This is a genomic window from Pseudomonas sputi, assembly GCF_021603585.1.
Classification (GTDB): Bacteria; Pseudomonadota; Gammaproteobacteria; order Pseudomonadales; family Pseudomonadaceae; genus Aquipseudomonas; species Aquipseudomonas sputi.
Map to the genome: position 1 here is coordinate 187,609 of NZ_BQHI01000005.1, position 21,183 is coordinate 208,791.

The window sequence follows — 21,183 nt, forward strand, 5'->3', positions numbered from 1 at the left end:
CCCATGACCGTGTTGAAGATGTCCGACCTCGATCTGCAAGGTAAGCGCGTATTGATCCGCGAAGACCTCAACGTCCCAGTCAAGGACGGTGTTGTCACCAGCGATGCGCGTATCCTGGCTTCGCTGCCGACCATCAAGCTGGCCCTGGAAAAAGGCGCGGCCGTGATGGTCTGCTCGCACCTGGGTCGTCCGACCGAAGGCGAATTCTCCGCCGAGAACAGCCTCAAGCCAGTCGCTGAGTACCTGAGCAAGGCCCTGGGCCGCGAAGTGCCGCTGGTGGCCGATTACCTGGGCGGCGTTGACGTCAAGGCCGGCGATATCGTGCTGTTCGAAAACGTGCGCTTCAACAAGGGCGAGAAAAAGAACGCCGACGAGTTGGCCCAGCAATACGCTGCCCTGTGCGACGTGTTCGTGATGGACGCTTTCGGTACCGCTCACCGCGCCGAAGGTTCGACCCACGGCGTGGCCAGGTTCGCCAAGGTCGCCGCTGCCGGCCCGCTGCTGGCTGCTGAGCTCGACGCGCTGGGCAAAGCCCTGGGCGCACCGGCCAAGCCGATGGCGGCCATCGTTGCCGGCTCCAAGGTGTCGACCAAACTCGACGTACTGAACAGCCTGAGCCAGATCTGCGATCAACTGATCGTCGGCGGCGGCATCGCCAACACCTTCCTCGCTGCGGCCGGTCACCCGGTCGGCAAGTCGCTGTACGAGCCGGACCTGCTGGACACTGCGCGGGCCATCGCCGCCAAGGTCAGCGTTCCGCTGCCGGTGGACGTGGTGGTTGCCAAGGAATTCGCCGAGAGCGCCGAAGCGACTGTAAAACTGATCGCTGACGTGGCTGCCGACGACATGATCCTCGACATCGGCCCGCAAACCGCGGCCAACTTCGCCGAACTGCTGAAGTCGTCGAAAACCATCCTGTGGAACGGCCCGGTCGGCGTCTTCGAATTCGACCAGTTCGGCAACGGCACCAAAGTACTGGCCGAAGCCATCGCCGAAAGCGCGGCGTTCTCGATTGCCGGCGGTGGCGACACCCTGGCGGCCATCGATAAATATGGCGTGGCGCAAAAGATCTCCTACATTTCCACCGGCGGTGGTGCGTTTCTCGAATTCGTCGAAGGCAAGGTGCTGCCGGCCGTTGAAGTCCTGGAAAGCCGGGCCAAGGCCTGAGGCCGCCCGTTTGGCCAGGCAAAGGAGTGTTCAGATGGTCAAGTCGTTAGCGCTGTTGCTGCTGACCGGTGCGCTGGCGGCCTGCGGGAGCAACCCGAAGGCCGAGCCGACACCGGCACCGGGCGAGGCCCGGAAAGGTTGCTACCAGGCCGACTGGCAGGCCGAAACCAACCCGGTGCTGAACAAGCGCTCGGGGCCGGAAGGCCTGGACAAATACGAGACGCAAACCCCGGCCAAGGAACATGGTTGTCCTTGACCGGTCTGACTCTTTAACTCAGGGCCGGCGGCGTGCGCTGCCGGTCGAGGAACACGGATGAAAGGCTTGATCGCCGTTGCGGCACTGGGCTTGTTGGGTGGTTGCGCGCAGTGGAACCCGTTCCAGTCGTCCAGCCCTGTGGATAACTGGACCACCTGGACCTGCGACAGCCAGGCCAAGGTGCTGTGGCGCTACACCGATGCCGCCCGCCAGGAAGTCGATGTGCGCCTGGGCGGCGGCGATCAGGTCTATCGCCTGAAAGAAGAGCCGGGTGCCTCGGGCGCGCTGTACAGCGACGACATGCTGGCGTTTCACATCAAAGGTGAGGAAGGCCTGGTTTACTGGGTCGCCACCAATGATCTGATCGGCCGTGGCTGCAAGGCCGAATAAAACAGAATTTGCTTTATCGAATCACCAGGCCGGGCCTCAACCCCCGATCTGCAATCACTTGAATAGCCGCCGCCGCTCCGGCAGGCTGGCACGATTAACGACCCAAACCGGGAGAGAGACACACAATGGCACTTATCAGCATGCGCCAGATGCTGGACCACGCAGCCGAGTTCGGCTACGGCGTTCCAGCCTTCAACGTCAACAACCTTGAGCAGATGCGCGCCATCATGGAAGCCGCTGACAAGACTGACTCCCCGGTGATCGTCCAGGCTTCGGCCGGTGCCCGCAAATACGCCGGCGCCCCGTTCCTGCGTCACCTGATCCTGGCCGCGATCGAAGAATTCCCGCACATCCCGGTGTGCATGCACCAGGACCACGGCACCAGCCCTGACGTCTGCCAGCGCTCCATTCAACTGGGCTTCAGCTCGGTCATGATGGACGGCTCCCTCGGCGAAGACGGCAAGACCCCGACCGACTACGAATACAACGTCCGCGTGACCCAACAAACCGTCGCCATGGCCCACGCCTGCGGCGTTTCGGTTGAAGGCGAGCTGGGCTGCCTGGGTTCGCTGGAAACCGGCATGGCCGGTGAAGAAGACGGCATCGGCGCCGAAGGCGTTCTGGATCACAGCCAGATGCTGACCGACCCGGAAGAAGCTGCTGACTTCGTCAAGAAGACTCAGGTTGATGCCCTGGCCATCGCCATCGGCACCAGCCACGGCGCCTACAAGTTCACCAAGCCACCTACCGGTGACGTGCTGGCGATCGACCGCATCAAGGAAATCCACAAACGCATCCCGAACACCCACCTGGTGATGCACGGTTCCTCGTCGGTGCCACAAGAGTGGCTGGCGATCATCAACCAGTACGGTGGCGACATCAAAGAAACCTACGGCGTACCGGTTGAAGAAATCGTCGAAGGCATCAAGCACGGCGTGCGCAAGGTCAACATCGACACCGACCTGCGTCTGGCCTCCACCGGCGCCATGCGTCGCCTGATGGCCACCAACCCGAGCGAGTTCGACCCACGTAAATTCTTCGGCGAAACCGTGAAGGCGATGCGCGATGTATGTATCGCTCGTTATGAGGCTTTCGGTACTGCTGGCAACGCTTCGAAGATCAAGCCGATCTCGCTGGAAAGCATGTATCAGCGTTATCTGAAGGGTGAGTTGAACGCCAAGGTCAATTGAGACTGGGTGTTGAGCTGAGTTGAAAGAAACCCGCCGTGAGGCGGGTTTTTTTTGAGCCGATTTTGTCGGATGAACGAGGGTTCCTAGTTCGGCTCGACGTGATCCAGCGCCTGATTCACCGCCAGTTCCCCCAGCATCACCAACTGCGCAATGCCTATCGCGGTTTTGCGCTCGGCGGGAGGGAGAGTGGCGGCGAAGTTGTTGAGCATTTCGCTGGCGGAGCCGAGGGTTTCGCTGGCGTTGGCCAGCAGGGATTCGGTGTTGTAGGCGGGGTTGGCGAAGTACATGCGGTCGGGTTCGTTGACCGTGGCCATGATGCGGGCGCCGGGGCAGAGGTAGTGGTCGAGGGCGCGTTCGGCGGCTTCGTTGAGTTTGGTGGGGTCGAGGGGATCGTAGGGGGAGGCCGGGTCTGTGACCGGCGGATGAGGCGTCGATTGAATCATGTTTCGTCTCCGGGAAATGGAGCCGACACCGGATCGCTACTAAACGATGGGGTGGCAGCTGAACGCAGGTTAGTAGACCGGGGAGACGCGAACCGGCGCGCCCGAAAGCGCCCTGCGTACAGCTACCATCAAGCGCAGATATCGAGATATCTCACTTTCTGGAGTGCAAATACGCCTCGCGAACCCTCGGGCTACTAAACCCGATCACTGCGAATCAGTGACCCGAATCAAGTTACCGATGGCCCTCCAGGCGCACAAGCCGGCGGATTCTGGCGTACCGGTAGGCCGCGACGCAAGCCGTTGTAGGCTTCGGGACGTTACGCGCACTGCCTTTAAACAGAAGCCTTAAACGGTCGCGCGGCTGCTATTTATTGTGATCGATATCGAGTTTGGAGAACGTCACCTGCCCACCCTCACTGGTGTACCCGGTGTTGTCCTGCACATACACGCCCGCCTTGAAATACAGCGGCTTGTTGCGCCACGTCGCGCTGATCTGCGAATCCCACTGATACCCGGCTGCACTCACGCCCAGCGCACCGCCGGGGCTCAGGTGAATGAGGTAGTTGAACTCGCGATTGAGTTTGATCCCGGTGGCGAGGGTGATGACGCGGCTTTCGTCCTGATCCGGATGGGTGCGCAGCTTGATCACCAGGTTGCCGGTTTGGGTTTTTTCTTTGTATTGGTATTCAAGCTTGAGCATCGGCTTCTGGCTTTCATAGGCGTGGATCTGGCCGATGACGATCTTGCCGGAGCTGGGCACCTTGTTGACCGAAAGGGTCGCGCGCAGCAGGTTGTCGGCGTCGGGGTAATACCAGTTGCGCAATGTTCCATTGCTGTAGGTCTCGCGCAGTTCAGTGCGCGGATAAATGGCGTTTTCGGTTTTCGAGCCGGTCACCGGGGACCAGAAGAACAGGGTGCCGGTGTCGGAATGGAAGTACTGATCTTTGAAGCCGTTCACCAGTTTGGAGGTTTCGACAGTGTAGGGCGGGCTGCCAACGGGAACGCTGAGGTTCCAGGTTGCGAGGTCGATCATGTCGGTTCTTCCACTCTATTTCTCTTGCACGCGCGTGCCAGAAGCTCTAGCCCGCGCCTCTTGGGGGCGGCCTTTATAAGCGTAGAGGGATTTTTTGTTAACGGCCGTCTGGCGGATGATTGGCGTCAACATCCTGTCGAAATGCCACCTTTCCCGGAATTCGGGGCTTGCGGCCGTGACCGTTAGTCGGCTGATGACCGGTTTGGTTAAATGATGGCTGGATGACAGCTATTGCTTTTACAGATCCCGGACTAGAGTGAAGACTCGGTGACTGTACGGTTTTCATAAAAAACCGCGCAGCGTACTGACTCGAGAGGCCACGACACGAGATGTCCCGAAAAGAGAAGCAGCATGGAATGCGCGCAACCCCAGCCAGGTGAAGGCAGCTCAGTCCTTTTGATCGTTGATGATTACCCTGAAAACCTGATCAGCATGCGCGCGTTGCTGCAGCGCCAGGATTGGCAGGTCTTGACCGCCGCCTCTGGTTTCGAAGCGCTCAGCCTGCTGCTCGAGCACGACATCGACCTGGTGCTGCTGGATGTGCAGATGCCGGGGATGGACGGTTTCGAAGTCGCGCGCCTGATGCGCGGCAGCCAGCGCACACGCCTGACCCCTATCATTTTCCTCACCGCCAACGAGCAGTCCCAGGACGCCGTGATCAAAGGCTACGCCAGCGGTGCGGTGGATTACCTGTTCAAACCCTTCGATCCGCAGATTCTCAAGCCGAAAGTCCAGGCGTTGCTCGAGCACCAGCGCAATCGCCGGGCCTTGCAGCGTTTGAGTCAGGATCTGGAATCGGCGCGAGCCTTCAATGCCTCGGTGCTGGATAACGCTGCCGAAGGCATTCTGGTGTTGGGTGAGGATGGCTTGATCCGTTTCGCCAACCCGGCGATTTCCCGGTTGCTCAATGCGCCGGTGAAAGAGCTGGAAGGGCAGGAGTTTCTCGATTTCCTGCAGAAACCGCACATTCCGCTGTGGGCCGATTCCGAGTTTTACGCCGGCTACAAGCGTGGCGAGACGTTGCGTCTACACGACGCGTTGCTGCGTACCGCTCCGGGGCAGCAGGTGCCGGTGGCCTTGTCCTGTGCGCCGCTGCCCAGTGAACAGCACGCGATGGTGGTGACGGTACTGGACATGTCGGTGGTGCGCCATCTGCATCAGCAGCTGGAGTTTCAGGCCGTCACCGACCCGCTGACCGGGCTGCTCAATCGCCGGGGCTTTTACCAGACCGTGGAGAACCTGCTGCTGCGCGGTGAACGCACGGACAGCAGTTGGGTGTTGATGTACCTCGATCTCGATGGCTTCAAGCGGGTCAATGATTCCCTTGGGCATGATGCCGGGGACCGAGTGCTGCGCTGGGTCTCCGAACAATTGAAAACCTGTCTGCGGCCCTTCGACATTCTGGCGCGGATGGGCGGTGATGAGTTCACTGCGCTGCTGGATCTGGAATTCCCCGAACAAGCGGCGAAGATTGCCGAGAAGCTCATCGAGCGGGTGTCGATCTGTCAGCAGATCGAAGGCCTGGATATTGCTCTGGGTGCGAGCATCGGCATCGCCACCTACCCGGACTGCGGCAACAACCTCGACGGTTTGCTGCGCGCCTCGGACATCGCCATGTACGAGGCCAAGCGGGCCGGGCGTCAGCAATATCGCTTCTACGATCATGAAATGAACGGCCGCGCGCGGTCGCGGCTGATGCTGGAAGAGAGCGTGCGCAGCGCCATCGAGAACCGCGATTTCAATCTGGTGTATCAGCCGCAGGTGGCCATTGGTGATGGTCGCGTTCGTGGTTTCGAGGCGCTGCTGCGCTGGCAGCACCCGAGTGTCGGCGACGTGCCGCCGGGACTGTTCCTGCCGTTGCTGGAGGAGGCCACGCTGATCAGCCGGCTCGGCAGCTGGATCTATCATCGCAGCGCCGGGCAACGTAAGGCGTGGGAGTCCGAATTTTCCAGGGATCTGGTCATTGGCGTGAGCCTGAGCAACACCCAGTTCGGCCTGCCGAATCTGGTCACCGAATTGCGTCAGGTGCTGGAGCGCCATGGTTTGCAGCCGCACCAGATGGAAGTGGAAGTGACCGAGGACGCGCTGACGATCAACCCGGATGAAACCCGCAAACAACTGAAGCTGCTGCGCAATCTCGGGGTGCGGGTGGCGCTGGACGATTTCGGTTCCGGCGCCTGCTCGCTGGCGCATCTGCGTGATCTGGAACTGGACACCCTCAAGCTTGATCGACACCTGATCGCCCGATTGCCGGACTCCTCCCGCGACGCTTCGCTGGTGCGCATGGTCATCGATCTGTGCAAGGAATACGGCTTGCTGGTGATTGCCGAAGGCGTGGAAACCGTCGAGCAATACCAGTGGTTGCGAGCCCATGGTTGTGAGTACGTGCAAGGGTTTCTGGTGGCGCGGCCGTTGGTCGCCGAGGACACCGTCCGCTTTACCGAGCCGTTCGACTGGAGCGCGTTGGCCGGTTGAATTCGCTACACTGGCGACCTTTTCATGACCCGTGCCGCCCGATGACTGCGTTGAAATACCTCCAGGCCTATCCCGCGAATCTGCAGGATCAGGTGCGCCAATTGATCGCTGACAACCGCCTCGGTGACTATCTGAACCAGCGCTATCCGGGCCGCCACGATGTGCAGAGCGACAAGGCGCTGTACGGCTACGCGCTGGACCTGAAACAGGAATACCTGCGCAACGCCCCGGCCATCGACAAGGTCCTGTTCGACAACCGCCTCGACCTGACCCACCGCGCCCTCGGCCTGCACACCACGGTCTCGCGGGTGCAGGGCGGCAAGCTCAAGGCCAAGAAAGAGATTCGCATCGCCTCGCTGTTCAAGGACGCCGCGCCGGAGTTTCTGAAGATGATCGTGGTGCACGAGTTGGCGCACTTCAAGGAGTCGGATCACAACAAGGCGTTCTATAAGTTATGTGAGCACATGCTGCCGGGCTACCACCAGGTCGAGTTCGACCTGCGGGTGTACCTGACGTGGCGGGACATGCAATAAGACATCAAACAACGGAGCGCATGCATGGACGTGAGCAAGACCAAGAGCAGTTTCTACCGGCGCTTGTACGTGGCGTACCTGATCGACAGCGGCCTGGCCAGCAGCGTGCCGGCGCTGACCGAGGTCACTGGCATGCCCCGGCGTACGGCGCAGGACACGATTGCGGCGCTGGCGGATCTGGATATCGTCTGCGAGTTCGAACAGGAAGAGGGCGCGCGCAACCATGCGGGGCGCTACCGGATTCGCGAGTGGGGGGCGATTGATCGGGGGTGGATCGAGCGGAATTTGCGGCAGGTCAAGGCGGTTCTCGAGTATCCCTGAACTTGCAGCCCTTCGCGGGCAAGCCCGCGAAGGGGGCATCTCAAGACCTGCGCATGCCAATGTGCGGAATGTCATCCTCCAGGTATTCCTCACCCGCCGCCACAAACCCGTACCGCCCGTAATACCCCTGCAAATGCGCCTGGGCCGAGAGATAGATCGGCACTTCGGGCCAATGCCTTTCGGCCTGTTTCAGCGCCTGTTCCATCATTTCATGGCCCAGCCCCTTGCCGCGTGCGGCCGGCGCCGTCAGCACGCGGCCGATCACCACGTCGCCGCCCTGGGATTGCGGATCCAGCAGGCGCAGGTACGCCACCAGTTGATTACCGTCCCAGCCCATCAAATGGCAGGTGTCGCCATCCAGATCCTGTCCGTCCGGATCCAGGTACGCGCAGCGCTGTTCGACCACGAACACTTCCGAGCGCAATTTCAAAATGGCGTACAGCTGCTCCAGTCCCAGATCGCTGTGATGTTTGCAAACCCACTCGATTGTCATCTTCTGATTCCTTGAACTATGTCGCCCGATACTAAGCGCAGCGCCGAAATATGTCTGTATGGCTTAGAAATCTGTGACAAAGGCCAAAATGCCATCATTCCAATATCGCGGTCCGCCGAACTTTGTGTAATCTGCTGGGAAGCGCTGTGCGATGGCTTCAATGAGCTAATGTTAGGGCCTGGGATTCGCCGGTAAGGGGCCTTGGGGTTTTGACTGAAAACACGCCGGGCGGCCCGCCCGCTAAGGATTTTCAAGCATGCCGCGATTGCATCGAGCCTTTGCTTTGATCGGATTGCTGTTGCTGGGTCAAAGCGCTGCAGCGGAGAAATTGCGTCTGGTGTTCGACGTCTGGCCGCCCTTTACCGATGACACGCTGGTCAACGGTGGGCTGGCGACCGACATCGTCAGCACGGCCCTGGCCCGTGCCGGTTATGCCAGCGGTTATGAGCAGGTGCCGTGGGCGCGGGCGCTGATGGGGGTCGGCGAGGGACGTTACGACGTGCTGGTCAACGCCTGGTACAACGACGAGCGTACGAAGATCGGGCAGTTTTCTGCCGAGTACCTGCTCAATCGAGTGCGTTTCTTGAAGCGCAAAGATGCGCCCATCGAATACAACGACCTGCAGGAACTGCACACCTATCCGATTGCGGTGGTGCGCGGCTACGCCTATTCGGCGCCGTTCGATGCCGACACCGCGTTGCAGAAGGTCCCTGTGCATAACTTCGCCATGGCCGTGCGCATGCTCGCGGCCGATCGGGTCAAGCTGACCCTGGAAGACGAATACGTCGCCCGTTACTACCTGGCCCGGGAATCAGCGAAAGTGCGCAACACGGTGGAGTTTTTGCCCAAGCCGCTGAGCGAGAACAGCCTGCACATTCTGGTCAGCCTGAAGAACCCGCATCACGAGCAGATCGTGGCCGGGTTCGACAAGGCGATTGCGTCGATGAAGGCCGATGGCAGCTATGACAAGTTGCTGAGGCAGCATGGGATGTGAGCAACTCAGTCTTCGGCGGTGTCCTTGATCAAATGCGCCGCCAGCGTGCGCAACGGCCCGAGCTGGCGGCAGATCAGTGCCAGTTGTGTCTGTACCAGTCGCTGGCCTTCGTCGATTTCGTCCGGCATCTGCTCCAGTTCATTGGCCAGCGCTTCTTCCTCGTCGCTCTGAATCGCGATCGGTTGTTTGCTCGCCAGACCCTGGGCGATTTCATCGATGCTCGCCGCCAGACTCACCCCGGCACCGTCGATCAGGTGTTCGCGCACCTCGGCCGGCAGCTGGGTTTCCCGGTGTGCGCCGAGGCCTGACAGATAGCTGAGCAAGGTGTGCGACAGCACCAGGAAGCGGAAGCCCACGTCGGCTTCCTTCCGGAAATGCCCCGGCTCCATCAGCATGTTCGCCAGCGTCGTTGATAGTGCGGCGTCGGCGTTGTGCGCGTTGCGCCGGGCCAGGCGATAGGCGAGGTCGTCGCTCTTGCCGGCAGCGTATTGCTGCATGATCTGGCGCAGGTAAATGCTGTTGCAGGTGAGGGTGTTGGCCAGCACTTTGTTCAGGCGCCGACCCTGCCAGTCCGGCAGGAACAGGAACACCGCAAGCCCGGCGATCAGGCTGCCGAGCAGGGTATCGAACAGCCGCGGCAAAAACAGTCCGTAGCCGTCACCCACCTGGTTGAAGCAGAACAGCACCATGATCGTGATCGCGGCGGTGGCCACGGTGTAGCGGGTGGTGCGGTTGGTAAAGAACACCACGCCGGCAGCGATGGCGAAGCACGACTGCACCAGCGGACTCGGGAACAGATCGAACAGCGCCCAGGCAATCGTCAGGCCGATCGCCGTGCCGAAAATCCGTTGGCCGAGTTTGCGCCGGGTGGCGCCGTAGTTGGGTTGGCAGACGAACAGCGTGGTGAGGATGATCCAGTAACCCTGCGACGGGTGAATCAGGTGCACCATGCCGTAGCCGATGCTCAACGCCAGCGGCAAACGCAGCGCGTGGCGGAACAGCAGCGAAGTCGGCGTCAGTTGCGTGCGCAGACGAATCCATACGTCCTTGAAGTTGCGCGGCGAGCGGTCGAGCAGGCTGCTGTCGGTGGCATCGGCGAGGGCGTCGGGGTTGCTGGCGTCGCTGAGCAAACGGTCGAGGGTGCCGAGGTTGGCCGCCAGTGCGCGCAATGAACGCAGCAGCCCGCGCCAGGCCGGGTTGCTCTGGATGCGCAGGTGTTCGAGGGAGGCGTGCAGGTCGCTCAGGGCTTCGGCGAAACTCGCGTCGTAGGTGAACGGCTGGCGCATCTGAATCGACTCGGCCAGCGCCCGACAGGCCTTGCCTTGCTGGCGCAGCAAGCGCTGGCAGCGGAACAGCACGTCGCTGTGGAAGAACGCATCGGCCAGGGCGTTGTACGGGTAGTGCGAAGAACTGGCGCGCTCGTGAATGTCCTGGGCGAGGAAGTACAGCTTCAGGTAGCGGCTGACCTTTGAGCCGGGGCGCCCATTGCCGACCCGGTGCAGGATGATTTCCTTGGCGCTGTTCAGGGCCGCCACGACCCGGCCGTTTTGCTGGGCCAGTTCCAGGCGCCGCGCTTCGACGTCCAGCTGACGGATCGGTTCGAACAGCGAGGCTTTCAGCTTCAGGTAATAACCGAGTTCGCGGAACAGCCGCGCCAGACTCTGCTGCACCGGCTGATTGGAAAACATCGCCTGCCACAGCACCGACAGCAGGCCGTACCAGGCGGCGCCGGCCACCAGCAGCATCGGCTCATGCCAGAAATCCGTGACCGCGCCGCCACGCTGATCCACGCCGATCATGGTGTAGACGGAAAGAATCAGGGTCGCCGAGGCAATCGCCCCGTAACGTTCGCCGAGCGCACCGAGCATGGTCAGGCCGAAGCTGGCCAGTGCCAACGCAATCACGAACACGATGGGGTAGGGGAAGAGCAGCTCCACGGACAGCGCCGCGATGCTGAAGCACACCAGCGTCACCGCCAGGGCATTGAGGCGGCCCTGCCAACTGTCGTCGGTCTCGGCCAGGGCGCTGGCGATGATCCCCAGGAACAGCGGGATCAGCAGCCCCATTTCATCCTGATACCAGCACAGCGCCATGCTGCCGGTCAGGGCGATGAACACCCGCACGCTGTAGCTGAATTTATCCAGCGCCCACAGGCGCCGCAAAGACTGACGAAACGAGGTCGAGGACATGAAGTGCGAAGGCCTTCCGAGGCGATGCCGCTAAATTGAGCCAGTAATGACGCCGACGCAATGGCGCCGATCACATCTGACAGCAAAAAGTGTTCCTTTCATGCACCACATACCCCCGAGGGAGCAAGCTTGCTCCCTCAGGCATCTGTGTTTGTCAGACGTACTGCGCGGCGGCGTAACCCGATGCCCAGGCCCACTGGAAGTTGAACCCGCCCAGATGCCCGGTAACGTCGAGCACTTCGCCGACGAAGTAGAGGCCCGGGCTTTTCAGCGATTCCATGGTTTTGGACGACACTTCGCGGGTATCGACGCCACCGAGGGTGACTTCGGCGGTGCGGTAGCCTTCGGTGCCGGCCGGGACGACTTTCCAGCTGCCCAGCTTCTCGGCGATGTCCGCCAGTTCGGCGTGGGTGTACTGCTTCATCGGTTTGGAGACGAACCAGTGGTCGGCCAGCAGGTTGGCCATCTTCTTGGTGAAGATTTCGCCGAGCAGGGTTTTCAGTTCGCTGTTCGGACGTTCGGCAGTCTGCTGTTGCAGCCAGCTCGCGGCGTCGTGATCGGGCAGCAGGTTGATCTCGACCGTGTCGCCCGGCTCCCAGAACGAAGAAATCTGCAGGATCGCCGGGCCGCTGAGGCCACGGTGAGTGAACAGGATGTTCTCGCGAAAGCTCTGGTCGTTGCAGCTGACCAGGCAATCCACCGAGGTGCCGGACAGTTCGGTGCACAAGTCCTTGAGCTGATCGGTGATGGTGAACGGCACCAGCCCGGCGCGGGTCGGCAGCAGTTCATGGCCGAACTGTCTGGCGACCTGATAACCGAAACCGGTCGCGCCCAGCGTCGGGATCGACAGGCCGCCGGTGGCGATCACCAGTGACTGGCACTGGATCTGGCCGAGGGTGGTGTCGAGCAGGTAACCGCCCTCGACTTTCTCGATGGTCTGGATCGAGGTGTCCAGGTGCAGGTTGACGCCGACCTGATCGCACTCGTCCAGCAGCATGCCGAGGATGTCGCTGGATTTGTTATCACAGAACAGTTGGCCGAGTTTCTTTTCGTGGTACGGCACGCCGTGTTTGGCGACCATGCCGATGAAATCCCACTGGGTGTAACGGGCCAGCGCGGACTTGCAGAAATGTGGATTCTGCGAGAGGAAATTGCTCGGTTCGGTGTACAGGTTGGTGAAGTTGCAGCGCCCACCGCCGGACATCAGGATTTTCTTGCCGGCCTTGTTCGCGTGGTCGAGCAGCAATACCTGACGCCCGCGCCCGGCGGCGGTCAGTGCACACATCAACCCTGCGGCGCCAGCGCCAATGATCACGACTTCGGTAGAGCGCAAAACGGTGTCCTCACACAATGACCACGCAGATCGTTCCCACGTCGAACCGTCTGCGTGGGAATGCATCCTGTGACGCTCCGCGTCACGATTTAAAAGCGGACGCAGAGCGTCCATGGCGGCATTCCCACGCGGACGGTTCGACGCCTCGACGTGGGAACGATCAGTATCGGTAATGCTCGGGTCAGAGGACGCGAACGCGCAGCGAACGCCCCTTGATCTTGCCGTTGTTCAAGCGCTGCAGCGCCTGCATGACCACGGTGCGCTCGACGGCCACATACGACTGGAAGTCGAAGATCGCGATCTTGCCGACCTGGGCGCCCGGAATGCCGGCTTCACCGGTCAGTGCGCCCAGAATGTCGCCCGGACGTACCTTGTCCTTGCGCCCGCCAGCGATGCACAGCGTGCTCATCGGCGGTTGCAGCGGGGCACCGCCCTGGGACTTGAGGTTGTCCACCTGATCCCAGTTCAGCGGGGTTTTCTGCAATTGTTCGATGGCTTGCGCGCGGTGCGCTTCGGACGGCGCCACCAGGCTGACCGCGATGCCTTTCTCGCCGGCACGACCGGTACGGCCGACGCGGTGAATGTGGATTTCCGAGTCGCGGGCCAGTTCGACGTTGATCACCATGTCCAGTGCATCGATGTCCAGACCACGGGCGGCCACGTCGGTGGCAACCAGTACCGAAGTACTGCGGTTGGCAAACATCGCCAGCACCTGATCGCGGTCACGCTGTTCCAGGTCGCCGTGCAGGCCGACGGCGGAAATGCCTTTGGAGGTCAGGTGATCGACGGTTTCCTGCACTTGCTGCTTGGTGAAGCAGAACGCCACGGTGGAGGCCGGACGGAAGTGGTGCAGGACCTTGGTCACCGCGCTCATGCGCTCTTCCGGGGAAATCTCGTAGAAGCGCTGTTCGATCTGGGTGTCGTCGTGGAACGCTTCGGCTTTCACCGTTTGCGGGTCGCGCATGAACTTCGACGCCAGTTGCTTGATGCCCACCGGGTAGGTGGCCGAGAACAGCAGGGTCTGACGGCGGGCCGGGGTCTGCTCGATGATGTCTTCGATGGCGTCGTAGAAACCCATGTCGAGCATGCGGTCGGCTTCGTCGAGGATCAGCGTGTTGAGGCCGTCGAGGACCAGCGAACCCTTGCGCAGGTGCTGCTGGATGCGGCCCGGAGTGCCGACGATGATGTGCGCACCGTGCTCCAGCGAGCCGATCTGCGGGCCGAAGGACACGCCGCCGCACAGGGTCAGGACCTTGATGTTGTCTTCGGCGCGGGCCAGACGACGGATTTCCTTGGCGACCTGGTCGGCCAGCTCGCGCGTCGGGCAAATCACCAGCGCCTGGCAGCCGAAGTAGCGCGGATTGATCGGGTTCAGCAGGCCGATGCCGAATGCGGCGGTCTTGCCGCTGCCGGTCTTGGCCTGGGCGATCAGGTCCATCCCCTTGAGGATCACCGGCAAGCTCTGCGCCTGGATCGGCGTCATCTGGGCATAACCGAGGGAGTCGAGGTTAGCCAGCATGGCGGCGGACAGCGGCAAAGTATTAAAAGCGGTGGCGATGGTGGTCACGGGACTGGCCTGCAAAACAAAATGTCGCGCAGTGTAGCAGCCTCTGGCCACTTTCCTCGAAAGTTCTGGACGAACGCAAAGCCTGTGACGAGGGCGGTTCCCCTCGCCACGCAGGTCCCGGTCAATGCTCGATGTGATCTTCCCGGCGTTTGGTACGCCGTCCGTCCTCTTTCGATAGCTGCGAGAAAATCGTCGCGGCCAGCATCGCCATGACTCCGACGGTCACGAACGTGAGCTGGAAAGCGCCCAACACGGTCTCGACGCCGTCGTTGCCGACTTCCGCCGTAAAGCCGCCAAGCAGCGCACCGGCGCATGCCACGCCAAGGCTCAGCGACAACTGCGCCACCACCGACAGCAGGCTGTTGCCGCTGCTGGCGCTGGCGTCGTCGAGGTCGATCAGGGTCACGGTGTTCATCGCGGTGAATTGCAGGGAGTTGATCGCCCCGAGAACCGCCAGCAGGCACAGCAGCAGCCAGTACGGCGTCTGCTCGCTGACCAGCCCCATGCTCGCCAGCATGATCCCCAGAAGCAGGGTGTTGCCGGTCAGTACGATGCGATAGCCCAGACGTTCGATCAGCGGCCGCGCGCCCCACTTGGCGACCATCGCGGCCGCCGCCAGCGGCAGCATGCTCATCCCGGCCTGGGACGGCGAATAACCCAGCGCCACTTGCAGCAGCAACGGCACCAGAAACGGCAGGGCACCGCTGCCCAGGCGAGCGAACAGGTTGCCCAGGATGCCGACCGCAAAGGTGCGGGTCTTGAACAGCGACGGCGCGAACAGCGGGTTTTCAATGTGCCCCGCACGCAACCAGTACGCCGCCAGACAGGCCATGCCGCCGAACAGCAACAGCATCACCCGCAGGTGTGGCAGGTGCAGTTCGCCGAGGCCTTCCATGGCGATGGTGATCAGCACCATCGCCGCGCCGAACAGCAGGAACCCCAGGCTATCGAAGCGCGTGCGCTCGGTGCCGCGCAGGTCGGGGATGAACTTCCACACCGCGTAGCAACCGATGAGGCCGACCGGCAGGTTGATCAGGAAGATCCAGTGCCACGTCAGGTATTCCACCATCCAGCCGCCCATGGTCGGGCCGATCAGCGGGCCGAGCAGGCCGGGAATGGTGATGAAGCCCATGATCCGTACCAGCTCCGAGCGCGGGTAGGCACGCAGCACCACCAGACGCCCGACCGGCAGCATCAGCGCACCGCCAAGGCCCTGGATCACGCGCGCGCCGATCAGCATGCTCAGGCTGCTCGACAAGGCGCAGAGCAGCGAGCCGAGGCTGAACAGCAGGATCGCGCCGAAGAAGATTTTCTTGGTGCCGAAGCGGTCGGCGATCCAGCCCGAGGCCGGAATCAGCAGGGCCACGGTGAGCATGTAGGCGATGATCACGCCCTGCATGCGCAGCGGGTCTTCGGCCAGGTCACGGGCCATGGCCGGCAGGGCGGTGTTGAGGATGGTCCCGTCGAGGGACTGCATGAAGAAAGCGATGGCGACGACCCATGGCAACCAGCGGGCGGTGATGGCGTCGAGAGGCGGGCGGTTGGGCATGGAACCTCTTGTTGGTTGATTGATCGTTCCCACGCTCTGCGTGGGAATGCAGCCCGGGACGCTCCGCGTCCCAGCCAAAGCGGACTCGGAGCGTCCGTTGAGGCATTCCCACGCGGACGGTTCGACGTGGGAACGATCAGGTCAGAGAGTTAGAGAGTGAGGGTCAAACGGCTCACCAGCGCCCCGGGCAACAACGCCGACGAGGTACTGCGCTGGCTATAGGTGCTCGCCGACAGCAGCAACTCACGCTCGGCGGTCAACGCTTCCAGCTGCGATCCCAGCAGGCTGTAGGCGCTGTCGTCAAAACGCATGGTGCTGACCGGTGCCTGAATTTCGCCGTTCTCGACCCAGAACGTGGCAAACCGGGTCATGCCGGTCAGGCGCGCCGCCGGTTGATCCGAGAAGTTCAGGTACCAAAGGTTGCTGATGTACAACCCGGTACCCAACTGCTTGAGGATCTCGGCCTGTGACAGTTCGCCGGCGCCCATGTTCAGCGCGCTGGGCGATTCACCGCCGCCGGCGCCGTTGGCGGTCAGACCGTACTCGGCGGCACTGCGCGAACCGACCAACTGATCACCCGCTTTGCCTTCGATGATCAACCGCAGATCGCTGCGCGGGTAACCTTCGCCGGAGAACGCCGGGCTCAGCGAGTCGCTGACTTTCTCGTCGAGGGACACCAGCGGACTGAATGCCTGATCGCCGGCATATAGCTTCTGCAGCGGGCTGCTTTTGCTGGCAATCGACTGCGCCGAGAAACCGCCCCAGCACAGCATGCCCATGATTTCTTCCAGGGCTGCGGGCGCCAGATAGGCGCGGTATTGGCCGGGCGGCAAGGTGCACAGCGGTCGACCGAGAAACTCGAGTTGTTCGCGGGCCTGCTGGATGCGTTTGGCGAAGTCTTCGCTGTTCCAGTTATGCCCGGCGTAGCTGGCCTTCACCGCTTCGCCGTTCTCGTGGAACAGGCTGAAGTCGAAGTTGAAGCTGTTGGCCTGATGCCAGCCGAACGCCCCGGAAGAACTGGCGAAACCACGGCTGATCGGGCCGGCAGCGTAGAAGCCGACCAGATCCAGACCTTCGGCAGCCTCGGCAATTTGCGCCACGACCTGTTCGGTGTCCGGCAGCGGATGCTCCTGCACATGTTGGCTCTGCCAGCTGTTGTGGTTGAGCAACAGGTACGGATCCTGCGGCAGCAGCGGCAGGGTTTCGCGCAGCTGTTGCAGGCCTTCGGCAAGGCGTTGCAGGTCGGCTTCCAGATCACCGGACAAGGTGATCTGCAGGTCGGCATGGCGACCGTCGTCAATCAGTTTCAGGCCGATACCGGCTTGTTGCACTTGCCCGGCCTGACGCACTCTGGCGTGGTTGAAGCGCACGAAGGCCGACGATTCGGCGTCGTAACTCAGGGTGAACTGTTCCGGCTCGCGCACGGCATCGCGCAGCCAGTTGACCAGCACCTTGAACGCCTCGGACTGGCTCTTGGAAATACTCATCAGGCGTCTCCCCCAAACACATCAACATTGCTGAACACGCAGGCCGGTGAAGCGTGGCCGACGCGGATCACCTGGTTCGGTTCGCCCTTGCCGCAGTTCGGCGTGCCCAGCACCTGGGTGGTGGCAGCGTTGCCGACGGCGCGCAGACTCTTCCAGAAGTGCGCGGAAATGCCCCGGTAGTTCGGGTTTTTCACCACGCCCTTGAGTTCGCCGTTTTCGATCAACTGGCCCCATTCGCAGCCGAACTGGAATTTGTTGCGTGCATCGTCGATTGACCAGGAACGGTTGGTGCTCATCAGAATGCCGTTTTCGATGCCGCCGATCAGTTGCTCCAGTGAATGGTCGCCCGGCTCGATGTTGAGGTTGGCCATGCGGTCGATCGGCGGTCGGTTCCAGCTGCAGGCGCGGCTGTTGGCGACGCCGTCGAGCCCGGCGCGAAATTGCGACAGTGCCCCGCCCAACGGGCGCACCAGCAGGCCCTCGCGAATCAGGAATTGTTTGCTGGCGGCCGTGCCGTCGTCGTCATGGCCGTAGCTGGCGAGCTCTTCCGGGATGTCCGGATCGAACGTCACGTTGAGCAGTGTCGAGCCGTATTGCAGGCGGCCGAAATCCGAGGCTTTGACGAAACTGGTGCCGGCGTAATTGCGCTCGTCGCCGAGGATCCGGTCGAGCTCCAGCGGGTGGCCGATGGATTCGTGGATCTGCAGCATCATCTGGTCAGGCATCAGCAGCAGGTCGCGCGGGCCTTGCGGGGTGTTCGGCGCGAGCAGCAGTTGCAGCGCCTGATCGGCGACTTGCGGGCCGGCGCCGATCAGGCCGCAACGGTTGATTACGTCGGCGCCGCCCTGCTGGCCGAAGTTCTCGCGGCCGAGGCTGCGGGTCTGGCTGTCGTTGCCGTCGTAGGCGGTGACGTCGAGGCCCGGGTAGACAAAGCGCTGGGCCTGGCGCAGTTCGGCGCCGGCGCTGCTCAGGTAGATCTGTTCGACGTGGGTGATGCCGATGCTCACTTGCCAATTCACAAGGCGCTCATCCTTGGGCACCGAAGCGGATTCCGCGCCGAGCAGCTCGAAGCATTCACTCAGGGACGGGAAGGGTTGTTCCAGATTGGGTGAAAAATAGTCGGCGCGGTCGCTGGACACCGGCTGCTGGCTCAGGTCGAGCAGGGCGTGAGGCTTGAGCCGCCGGGCCTGTTGCTCGGCCCGCTCGAGGGCGGCTTGCAGGCCCTGTTGCGACAGGTCATTGGTCGCGGCGTAGGCTTCGACGCCGTTGACCCGGACGGTGAGCATCGCGCCTTCGTCGCGGCTCAGGCTCGGCGGCTCGGCGACATTCTTGCGCACCGACAGGTACTGCCCGGATTCGCGCACATACCGCAGGGAAAAAAATTCGGCGCCCGTGCGCAAGGCAGCGAAGCGCTGCTTGAGCTGGGGGTGGAAATCGAACATCAGGGAACCTCCTTGTCATGGGAGCAGCGGCGAAGCGGATTCGGCGGGGAGGGGGTGAAACGATTGGGCGAGGACTAGAGTAGGCCTGCGTGGGGGGGAGTATCAAGGGTAGCGCTTGAGAGGGAAATACATTCTGTGAGTGACCGTCATCCCGTCAGGCAAAAGGGGCGTACTTGAGCAAGCGTGTCCAAGGGCCCCTGGTCGGCTCTGCGGTAAAACTTCAGTTATTCAAATAGACGAATGCGAGTACGTAAATCAGCAGGCTGGCAAAGAAACCTGGCAGAATTTTTCGGGTTCTGGCCACGACGGCAAATGTTCCGACTAACAGCAGCAGTTTCAGCGCATCCAGAATCTGAAACTGTTGCATCAGACTCGGGCCATCCAGCCTGGCAAATGCCGTGTCATAAATGATCACTCCCAACATCGCTTGGGCGCTGTAACTGACGAAGCGGTAAAAAGAACCTTCGGTGCGCGTCAACGCCGTGGTGTTTTTGAAAGCAAACGGTAATGCTCGAAATGCAAAAGCCGTGATTGCGGAAAAGCCGATCAGCATCCAGAGATTCATTGGAAAGCCGTTCCTTGGCGAGTACAGATATTTTCAATCATTACGAGCATGCCGCCGATCACAAAGGGCGTGATCAGCAAGTTGTAGTCCTTGAAGAGCAACACCAGCAAAGGCGCACCGATGAAACCCAGCCAATAGCTGGAGATTTCCATGTAATGCGGCCAGTGCTTGCCGGCCAATGCAGTGAACTGAAGTGGCAAGAGCATCGTCATGGCGGCTGCAATGACCGGTGAGGCAAAACCTGCGCCGGCCATAAAGCCGATGTAAGTGCAGATGATCGACAAGGCGAAGATGGGTGTGCCTACGCCAACAAAATAAGCGAACGGGAAACTCGTTTTGTGTTTGAAGCGCGTTATGCATGCCGTGAAGATCGAGGGCGTCAGCAGTATCAATGACGCGAGAGTCTTACGCGTCGACGTCTGCTTGAGGTGCGGTGCCAACGTCGCTGAAAGCAAAACGAATCTGACGTTGAGTGCCAGAATAATCGGGATCAGTAACCATCCGTCGTTGTAGTTTTGTATGAGTAGAAACTGTAATGGCGTCGAAAAAATCAACAGGGTCGTTGCCATCGTCTGACTCAACGTCAGCGCTTGGGCAGCGCCCACCATTCCGATGGATAAATACAGAAAGATGAACGCGATGCCGAAGGTGATAGCGTCGCGCCCTCCCGCCTTGAGCGTTTGCGCGAAGGTGGAGTCGGATGAAGACTGGCAGCCGTTCATCAAGCCGCTCCTCGGACAGCCTGCTTTTCGTCCAGCGAGTAATACTGCTTGCGAGGCCCTTTGCTGCGAAACAACAGGCGTGGCGTGGTGGTCAGCGTCGAAGTTGCGGCTCGCGAGCGAACCTCATCGGCGCTGATGTTCAGAGTCGGGCGAGCATGCAATATCTTGTTATTGGCAATGATCAGAAACGTGCCGGTCTGCGCTGTGGAGACATTGCACCTGGCAGTGGGTAGCCCTGCACGGATTTTATCCAACACCTCTTGCCCACCGTTGAACGCGCGCATTCGCTCGCCGCTGTGAATGTCGATGCGGAAATCCAGTGCAACCCGGTAGCCATACAGTTCATTGTATTCAACGACATTTCGAACGCGCTCCTTCGAGCCACTGACGTTTTTGCCTGAAACAAAAATCGCCTGCATGCCAAGTAATGTTTGAATTTCTTTATCGTCAAGTGATAACAGCAAGTCCGCCGGGAAGTAATAGGCGGTGGGCGTGTGTGTAGTGTCTCGGCACACAGTGAGTGCAAGAAAGTCAACGTCCAGGCTTTCATACAAATCATCTGAATGCGGGGTGATGTCGCCATAACCATTACCCCATTCCCTATACTTTTCAGCGGAAGGCTTCAAGTACAGGGCTTTATGGTCTTCATATTCGTACTTTATATCGGTCAAATGGAACAGGTCGGCCAGCGCTTCATGGACGGTGAGGGCAAGCGCAGGACAGTCAATGCTGAAAATGTTTTTGATACACACGGCGGCGACACCTTTGTTGGTGCCGACCTGATCAAAATAGAGTGCGTCTTCTGGGTGGAGATAATTAAGGAATAAATTTGTAAGTTGTATTTTTAAGGTGTGGAGGTTTTGCTCCTTGTTCTTTTCCCACCACGATTCGATCACGCCGCTTAAATAGCCGAAGTCCAGAGATATGGTTTTTTCTTTAGATAATGCCTGTCGAAACAGGCTGGCGGAAATATTCTCGTTTGCGCAGTTGAGTAACATTGTTCTTCCTTGGTTTGTTTTTTCAAGGCGCGCATT

The 21,183-nt window shown here is 60.9% G+C and carries 20 protein-coding genes; 8 read left to right on the forward strand and 12 right to left on the reverse strand.

What is annotated here, in order from left to right:
- The first annotated feature begins 3 nt into the window (after nucleotides 1–3).
- From L6D81_RS09620 to fba, 4 genes are all read left to right on the forward strand, one after another.
- Nucleotides 4–1,167, forward strand: a complete 1,164-nt coding sequence (locus L6D81_RS09620) for a phosphoglycerate kinase (RefSeq protein WP_236178865.1) — start codon at nucleotides 4–6, stop codon at nucleotides 1,165–1,167.
- A 34-nt stretch (nucleotides 1,168–1,201) separates the two neighbouring features.
- A complete protein-coding gene (locus L6D81_RS09625) occupies nucleotides 1,202–1,423 on the forward strand; it encodes a hypothetical protein (protein WP_236178866.1) in 222 nt (73 codons plus the stop codon).
- Nucleotides 1,424–1,480: 57 nt separating this feature from the next.
- Nucleotides 1,481–1,813, forward strand: a complete 333-nt coding sequence (locus L6D81_RS09630; protein ID WP_236178867.1) for an MliC family protein — start codon at nucleotides 1,481–1,483, stop codon at nucleotides 1,811–1,813.
- Nucleotides 1,814–1,938: 125 nt separating this feature from the next.
- A complete protein-coding gene (gene fba / locus L6D81_RS09635) occupies nucleotides 1,939–3,003 on the forward strand; it encodes a class II fructose-bisphosphate aldolase (RefSeq protein WP_007959708.1) in 1,065 nt (354 codons plus the stop codon).
- Between the two features lie 83 nt (nucleotides 3,004–3,086).
- On the opposite strand, the gene L6D81_RS09640 is transcribed toward fba, so the two are convergent.
- Both L6D81_RS09640 and L6D81_RS09645 read right to left on the reverse strand, forming a co-directional pair.
- Nucleotides 3,087–3,446: a DUF6124 family protein gene (locus tag L6D81_RS09640; RefSeq protein WP_236178868.1), complete on the reverse strand. Its 360-nt coding sequence runs from the start codon at nucleotides 3,444–3,446 to the stop codon at nucleotides 3,087–3,089.
- Between the two features lie 364 nt (nucleotides 3,447–3,810).
- A complete protein-coding gene (locus tag L6D81_RS09645; RefSeq protein ID WP_236178869.1) occupies nucleotides 3,811–4,479 on the reverse strand; it encodes a polysaccharide lyase family 7 protein in 669 nt (222 codons plus the stop codon).
- Between the two features lie 351 nt (nucleotides 4,480–4,830).
- Here L6D81_RS09645 and L6D81_RS09650 point away from each other — a divergent pair, with 351 nt between their 5' ends.
- The 3 genes from L6D81_RS09650 to L6D81_RS09660 are packed head-to-tail and all read left to right on the forward strand — an operon-like array spanning nucleotide 4,831 to nucleotide 7,808.
- Nucleotides 4,831–6,954 (forward strand): putative bifunctional diguanylate cyclase/phosphodiesterase, encoded by a 2,124-nt coding sequence (locus L6D81_RS09650; protein ID WP_236178870.1) that lies wholly within the window; start codon nucleotides 4,831–4,833, stop codon nucleotides 6,952–6,954.
- A gap of 41 nt (nucleotides 6,955–6,995) precedes the next feature.
- The gene (locus L6D81_RS09655; RefSeq protein ID WP_236178871.1) at nucleotides 6,996–7,487 is read left to right on the forward strand and encodes a M48 metallopeptidase family protein; all 492 of its coding nucleotides are present in this window, start codon (nucleotides 6,996–6,998) and stop codon (nucleotides 7,485–7,487) included.
- 24 nt (nucleotides 7,488–7,511) lie between these two features.
- Nucleotides 7,512–7,808: a winged helix-turn-helix domain-containing protein gene (locus L6D81_RS09660; protein ID WP_236178872.1), complete on the forward strand. Its 297-nt coding sequence runs from the start codon at nucleotides 7,512–7,514 to the stop codon at nucleotides 7,806–7,808.
- A 40-nt stretch (nucleotides 7,809–7,848) separates the two neighbouring features.
- Here the strand turns inward: L6D81_RS09660 and L6D81_RS09665 are convergent, their stop codons facing one another.
- Entirely contained in the window at nucleotides 7,849–8,301 is a 453-nt protein-coding gene (locus L6D81_RS09665; protein WP_236178873.1) for a GNAT family N-acetyltransferase, read from the reverse strand.
- A 256-nt stretch (nucleotides 8,302–8,557) separates the two neighbouring features.
- Here L6D81_RS09665 and L6D81_RS09670 point away from each other — a divergent pair, with 256 nt between their 5' ends.
- Entirely contained in the window at nucleotides 8,558–9,295 is a 738-nt protein-coding gene (locus L6D81_RS09670) for a substrate-binding periplasmic protein (RefSeq protein ID WP_236178874.1), read from the forward strand.
- 5 nt (nucleotides 9,296–9,300) lie between these two features.
- Here L6D81_RS09670 and yccS read toward each other — a convergent pair whose 3' ends face one another.
- From yccS to L6D81_RS09715, 9 genes are all read right to left on the reverse strand, one after another.
- The gene (gene yccS, locus L6D81_RS09675; protein WP_236178875.1) at nucleotides 9,301–11,484 is read right to left on the reverse strand and encodes a YccS family putative transporter; all 2,184 of its coding nucleotides are present in this window, start codon (nucleotides 11,482–11,484) and stop codon (nucleotides 9,301–9,303) included.
- Between the two features lie 154 nt (nucleotides 11,485–11,638).
- Nucleotides 11,639–12,817 carry a BaiN/RdsA family NAD(P)/FAD-dependent oxidoreductase gene (locus tag L6D81_RS09680; protein WP_236178876.1) on the reverse strand — a complete coding sequence of 393 codons (1,179 nt, stop codon included), beginning with the start codon at nucleotides 12,815–12,817 and terminating at the stop codon, nucleotides 11,639–11,641.
- A 181-nt stretch (nucleotides 12,818–12,998) separates the two neighbouring features.
- Nucleotides 12,999–14,384 carry an ATP-dependent RNA helicase DbpA gene (gene dbpA, locus L6D81_RS09685; protein ID WP_007959732.1) on the reverse strand — a complete coding sequence of 462 codons (1,386 nt, stop codon included), beginning with the start codon at nucleotides 14,382–14,384 and terminating at the stop codon, nucleotides 12,999–13,001.
- Between the two features lie 121 nt (nucleotides 14,385–14,505).
- Entirely contained in the window at nucleotides 14,506–15,933 is a 1,428-nt protein-coding gene (mdtD, locus tag L6D81_RS09690) for a multidrug transporter subunit MdtD (protein ID WP_236178877.1), read from the reverse strand.
- Nucleotides 15,934–16,082: 149 nt separating this feature from the next.
- Nucleotides 16,083–17,420 (reverse strand): TldD/PmbA family protein, encoded by a 1,338-nt coding sequence (locus L6D81_RS09695; protein WP_236178878.1) that lies wholly within the window; start codon nucleotides 17,418–17,420, stop codon nucleotides 16,083–16,085.
- A complete protein-coding gene (locus L6D81_RS09700) occupies nucleotides 17,420–18,862 on the reverse strand; it encodes a TldD/PmbA family protein (RefSeq protein ID WP_236178879.1) in 1,443 nt (480 codons plus the stop codon). Before L6D81_RS09700 ends, L6D81_RS09695 begins: the two co-directional genes overlap by 1 nt.
- Nucleotides 18,863–19,082: 220 nt before the next feature.
- Nucleotides 19,083–19,427, reverse strand: a complete 345-nt coding sequence (locus L6D81_RS09705) for an AzlD domain-containing protein (RefSeq protein ID WP_236178880.1) — start codon at nucleotides 19,425–19,427, stop codon at nucleotides 19,083–19,085.
- Nucleotides 19,424–20,149 carry an AzlC family ABC transporter permease gene (locus tag L6D81_RS09710; RefSeq protein ID WP_236178881.1) on the reverse strand — a complete coding sequence of 242 codons (726 nt, stop codon included), beginning with the start codon at nucleotides 20,147–20,149 and terminating at the stop codon, nucleotides 19,424–19,426. The genes L6D81_RS09705 and L6D81_RS09710 overlap by 4 nt, the downstream gene beginning before the upstream one ends.
- Nucleotides 20,149–21,147, reverse strand: coding sequence for a hypothetical protein (locus L6D81_RS09715; protein WP_236178882.1), 999 nt, complete (start codon nucleotides 21,145–21,147; stop codon nucleotides 20,149–20,151). The genes L6D81_RS09710 and L6D81_RS09715 overlap by 1 nt, the downstream gene beginning before the upstream one ends.
- Between the last annotated feature and the right edge of the window lie 36 nt (nucleotides 21,148–21,183).

Excerpts from the sequence above, each read along its gene's own strand:
- L6D81_RS09620 (WP_236178865.1), top strand. The coding sequence starts at position 4 with ATGACCGTGTTGAAGATGTCCGACCTCGATCTGCAAGGTAAGCGCGTA.
- L6D81_RS09625 (WP_236178866.1), top strand. The coding sequence starts at position 1,202 with ATGGTCAAGTCGTTAGCGCTGTTGCTGCTGACCGGTGCGCTGGCGGCC.
- L6D81_RS09630 (WP_236178867.1), top strand. The coding sequence starts at position 1,481 with ATGAAAGGCTTGATCGCCGTTGCGGCACTGGGCTTGTTGGGTGGTTGC.
- fba (WP_007959708.1), top strand. The coding sequence starts at position 1,939 with ATGGCACTTATCAGCATGCGCCAGATGCTGGACCACGCAGCCGAGTTC.
- L6D81_RS09640 (WP_236178868.1), bottom strand. The coding sequence starts at position 3,446 with ATGATTCAATCGACGCCTCATCCGCCGGTCACAGACCCGGCCTCCCCC.
- L6D81_RS09645 (WP_236178869.1), bottom strand. The coding sequence starts at position 4,479 with ATGATCGACCTCGCAACCTGGAACCTCAGCGTTCCCGTTGGCAGCCCG.
- L6D81_RS09650 (WP_236178870.1), top strand. The coding sequence starts at position 4,831 with ATGGAATGCGCGCAACCCCAGCCAGGTGAAGGCAGCTCAGTCCTTTTG.
- L6D81_RS09655 (WP_236178871.1), top strand. The coding sequence starts at position 6,996 with ATGACTGCGTTGAAATACCTCCAGGCCTATCCCGCGAATCTGCAGGAT.
- L6D81_RS09660 (WP_236178872.1), top strand. The coding sequence starts at position 7,512 with ATGGACGTGAGCAAGACCAAGAGCAGTTTCTACCGGCGCTTGTACGTG.
- L6D81_RS09665 (WP_236178873.1), bottom strand. The coding sequence starts at position 8,301 with ATGACAATCGAGTGGGTTTGCAAACATCACAGCGATCTGGGACTGGAG.
- L6D81_RS09670 (WP_236178874.1), top strand. The coding sequence starts at position 8,558 with ATGCCGCGATTGCATCGAGCCTTTGCTTTGATCGGATTGCTGTTGCTG.
- yccS (WP_236178875.1), bottom strand. The coding sequence starts at position 11,484 with ATGTCCTCGACCTCGTTTCGTCAGTCTTTGCGGCGCCTGTGGGCGCTG.
- mdtD (WP_236178877.1), bottom strand. The coding sequence starts at position 15,933 with ATGCCCAACCGCCCGCCTCTCGACGCCATCACCGCCCGCTGGTTGCCA.
- L6D81_RS09695 (WP_236178878.1), bottom strand. The coding sequence starts at position 17,420 with ATGAGTATTTCCAAGAGCCAGTCCGAGGCGTTCAAGGTGCTGGTCAAC.
- L6D81_RS09700 (WP_236178879.1), bottom strand. The coding sequence starts at position 18,862 with ATGTTCGATTTCCACCCCCAGCTCAAGCAGCGCTTCGCTGCCTTGCGC.
- L6D81_RS09705 (WP_236178880.1), bottom strand. The coding sequence starts at position 19,427 with ATGAATCTCTGGATGCTGATCGGCTTTTCCGCAATCACGGCTTTTGCA.
- L6D81_RS09710 (WP_236178881.1), bottom strand. The coding sequence starts at position 20,149 with ATGAACGGCTGCCAGTCTTCATCCGACTCCACCTTCGCGCAAACGCTC.
- L6D81_RS09715 (WP_236178882.1), bottom strand. The coding sequence starts at position 21,147 with ATGTTACTCAACTGCGCAAACGAGAATATTTCCGCCAGCCTGTTTCGA.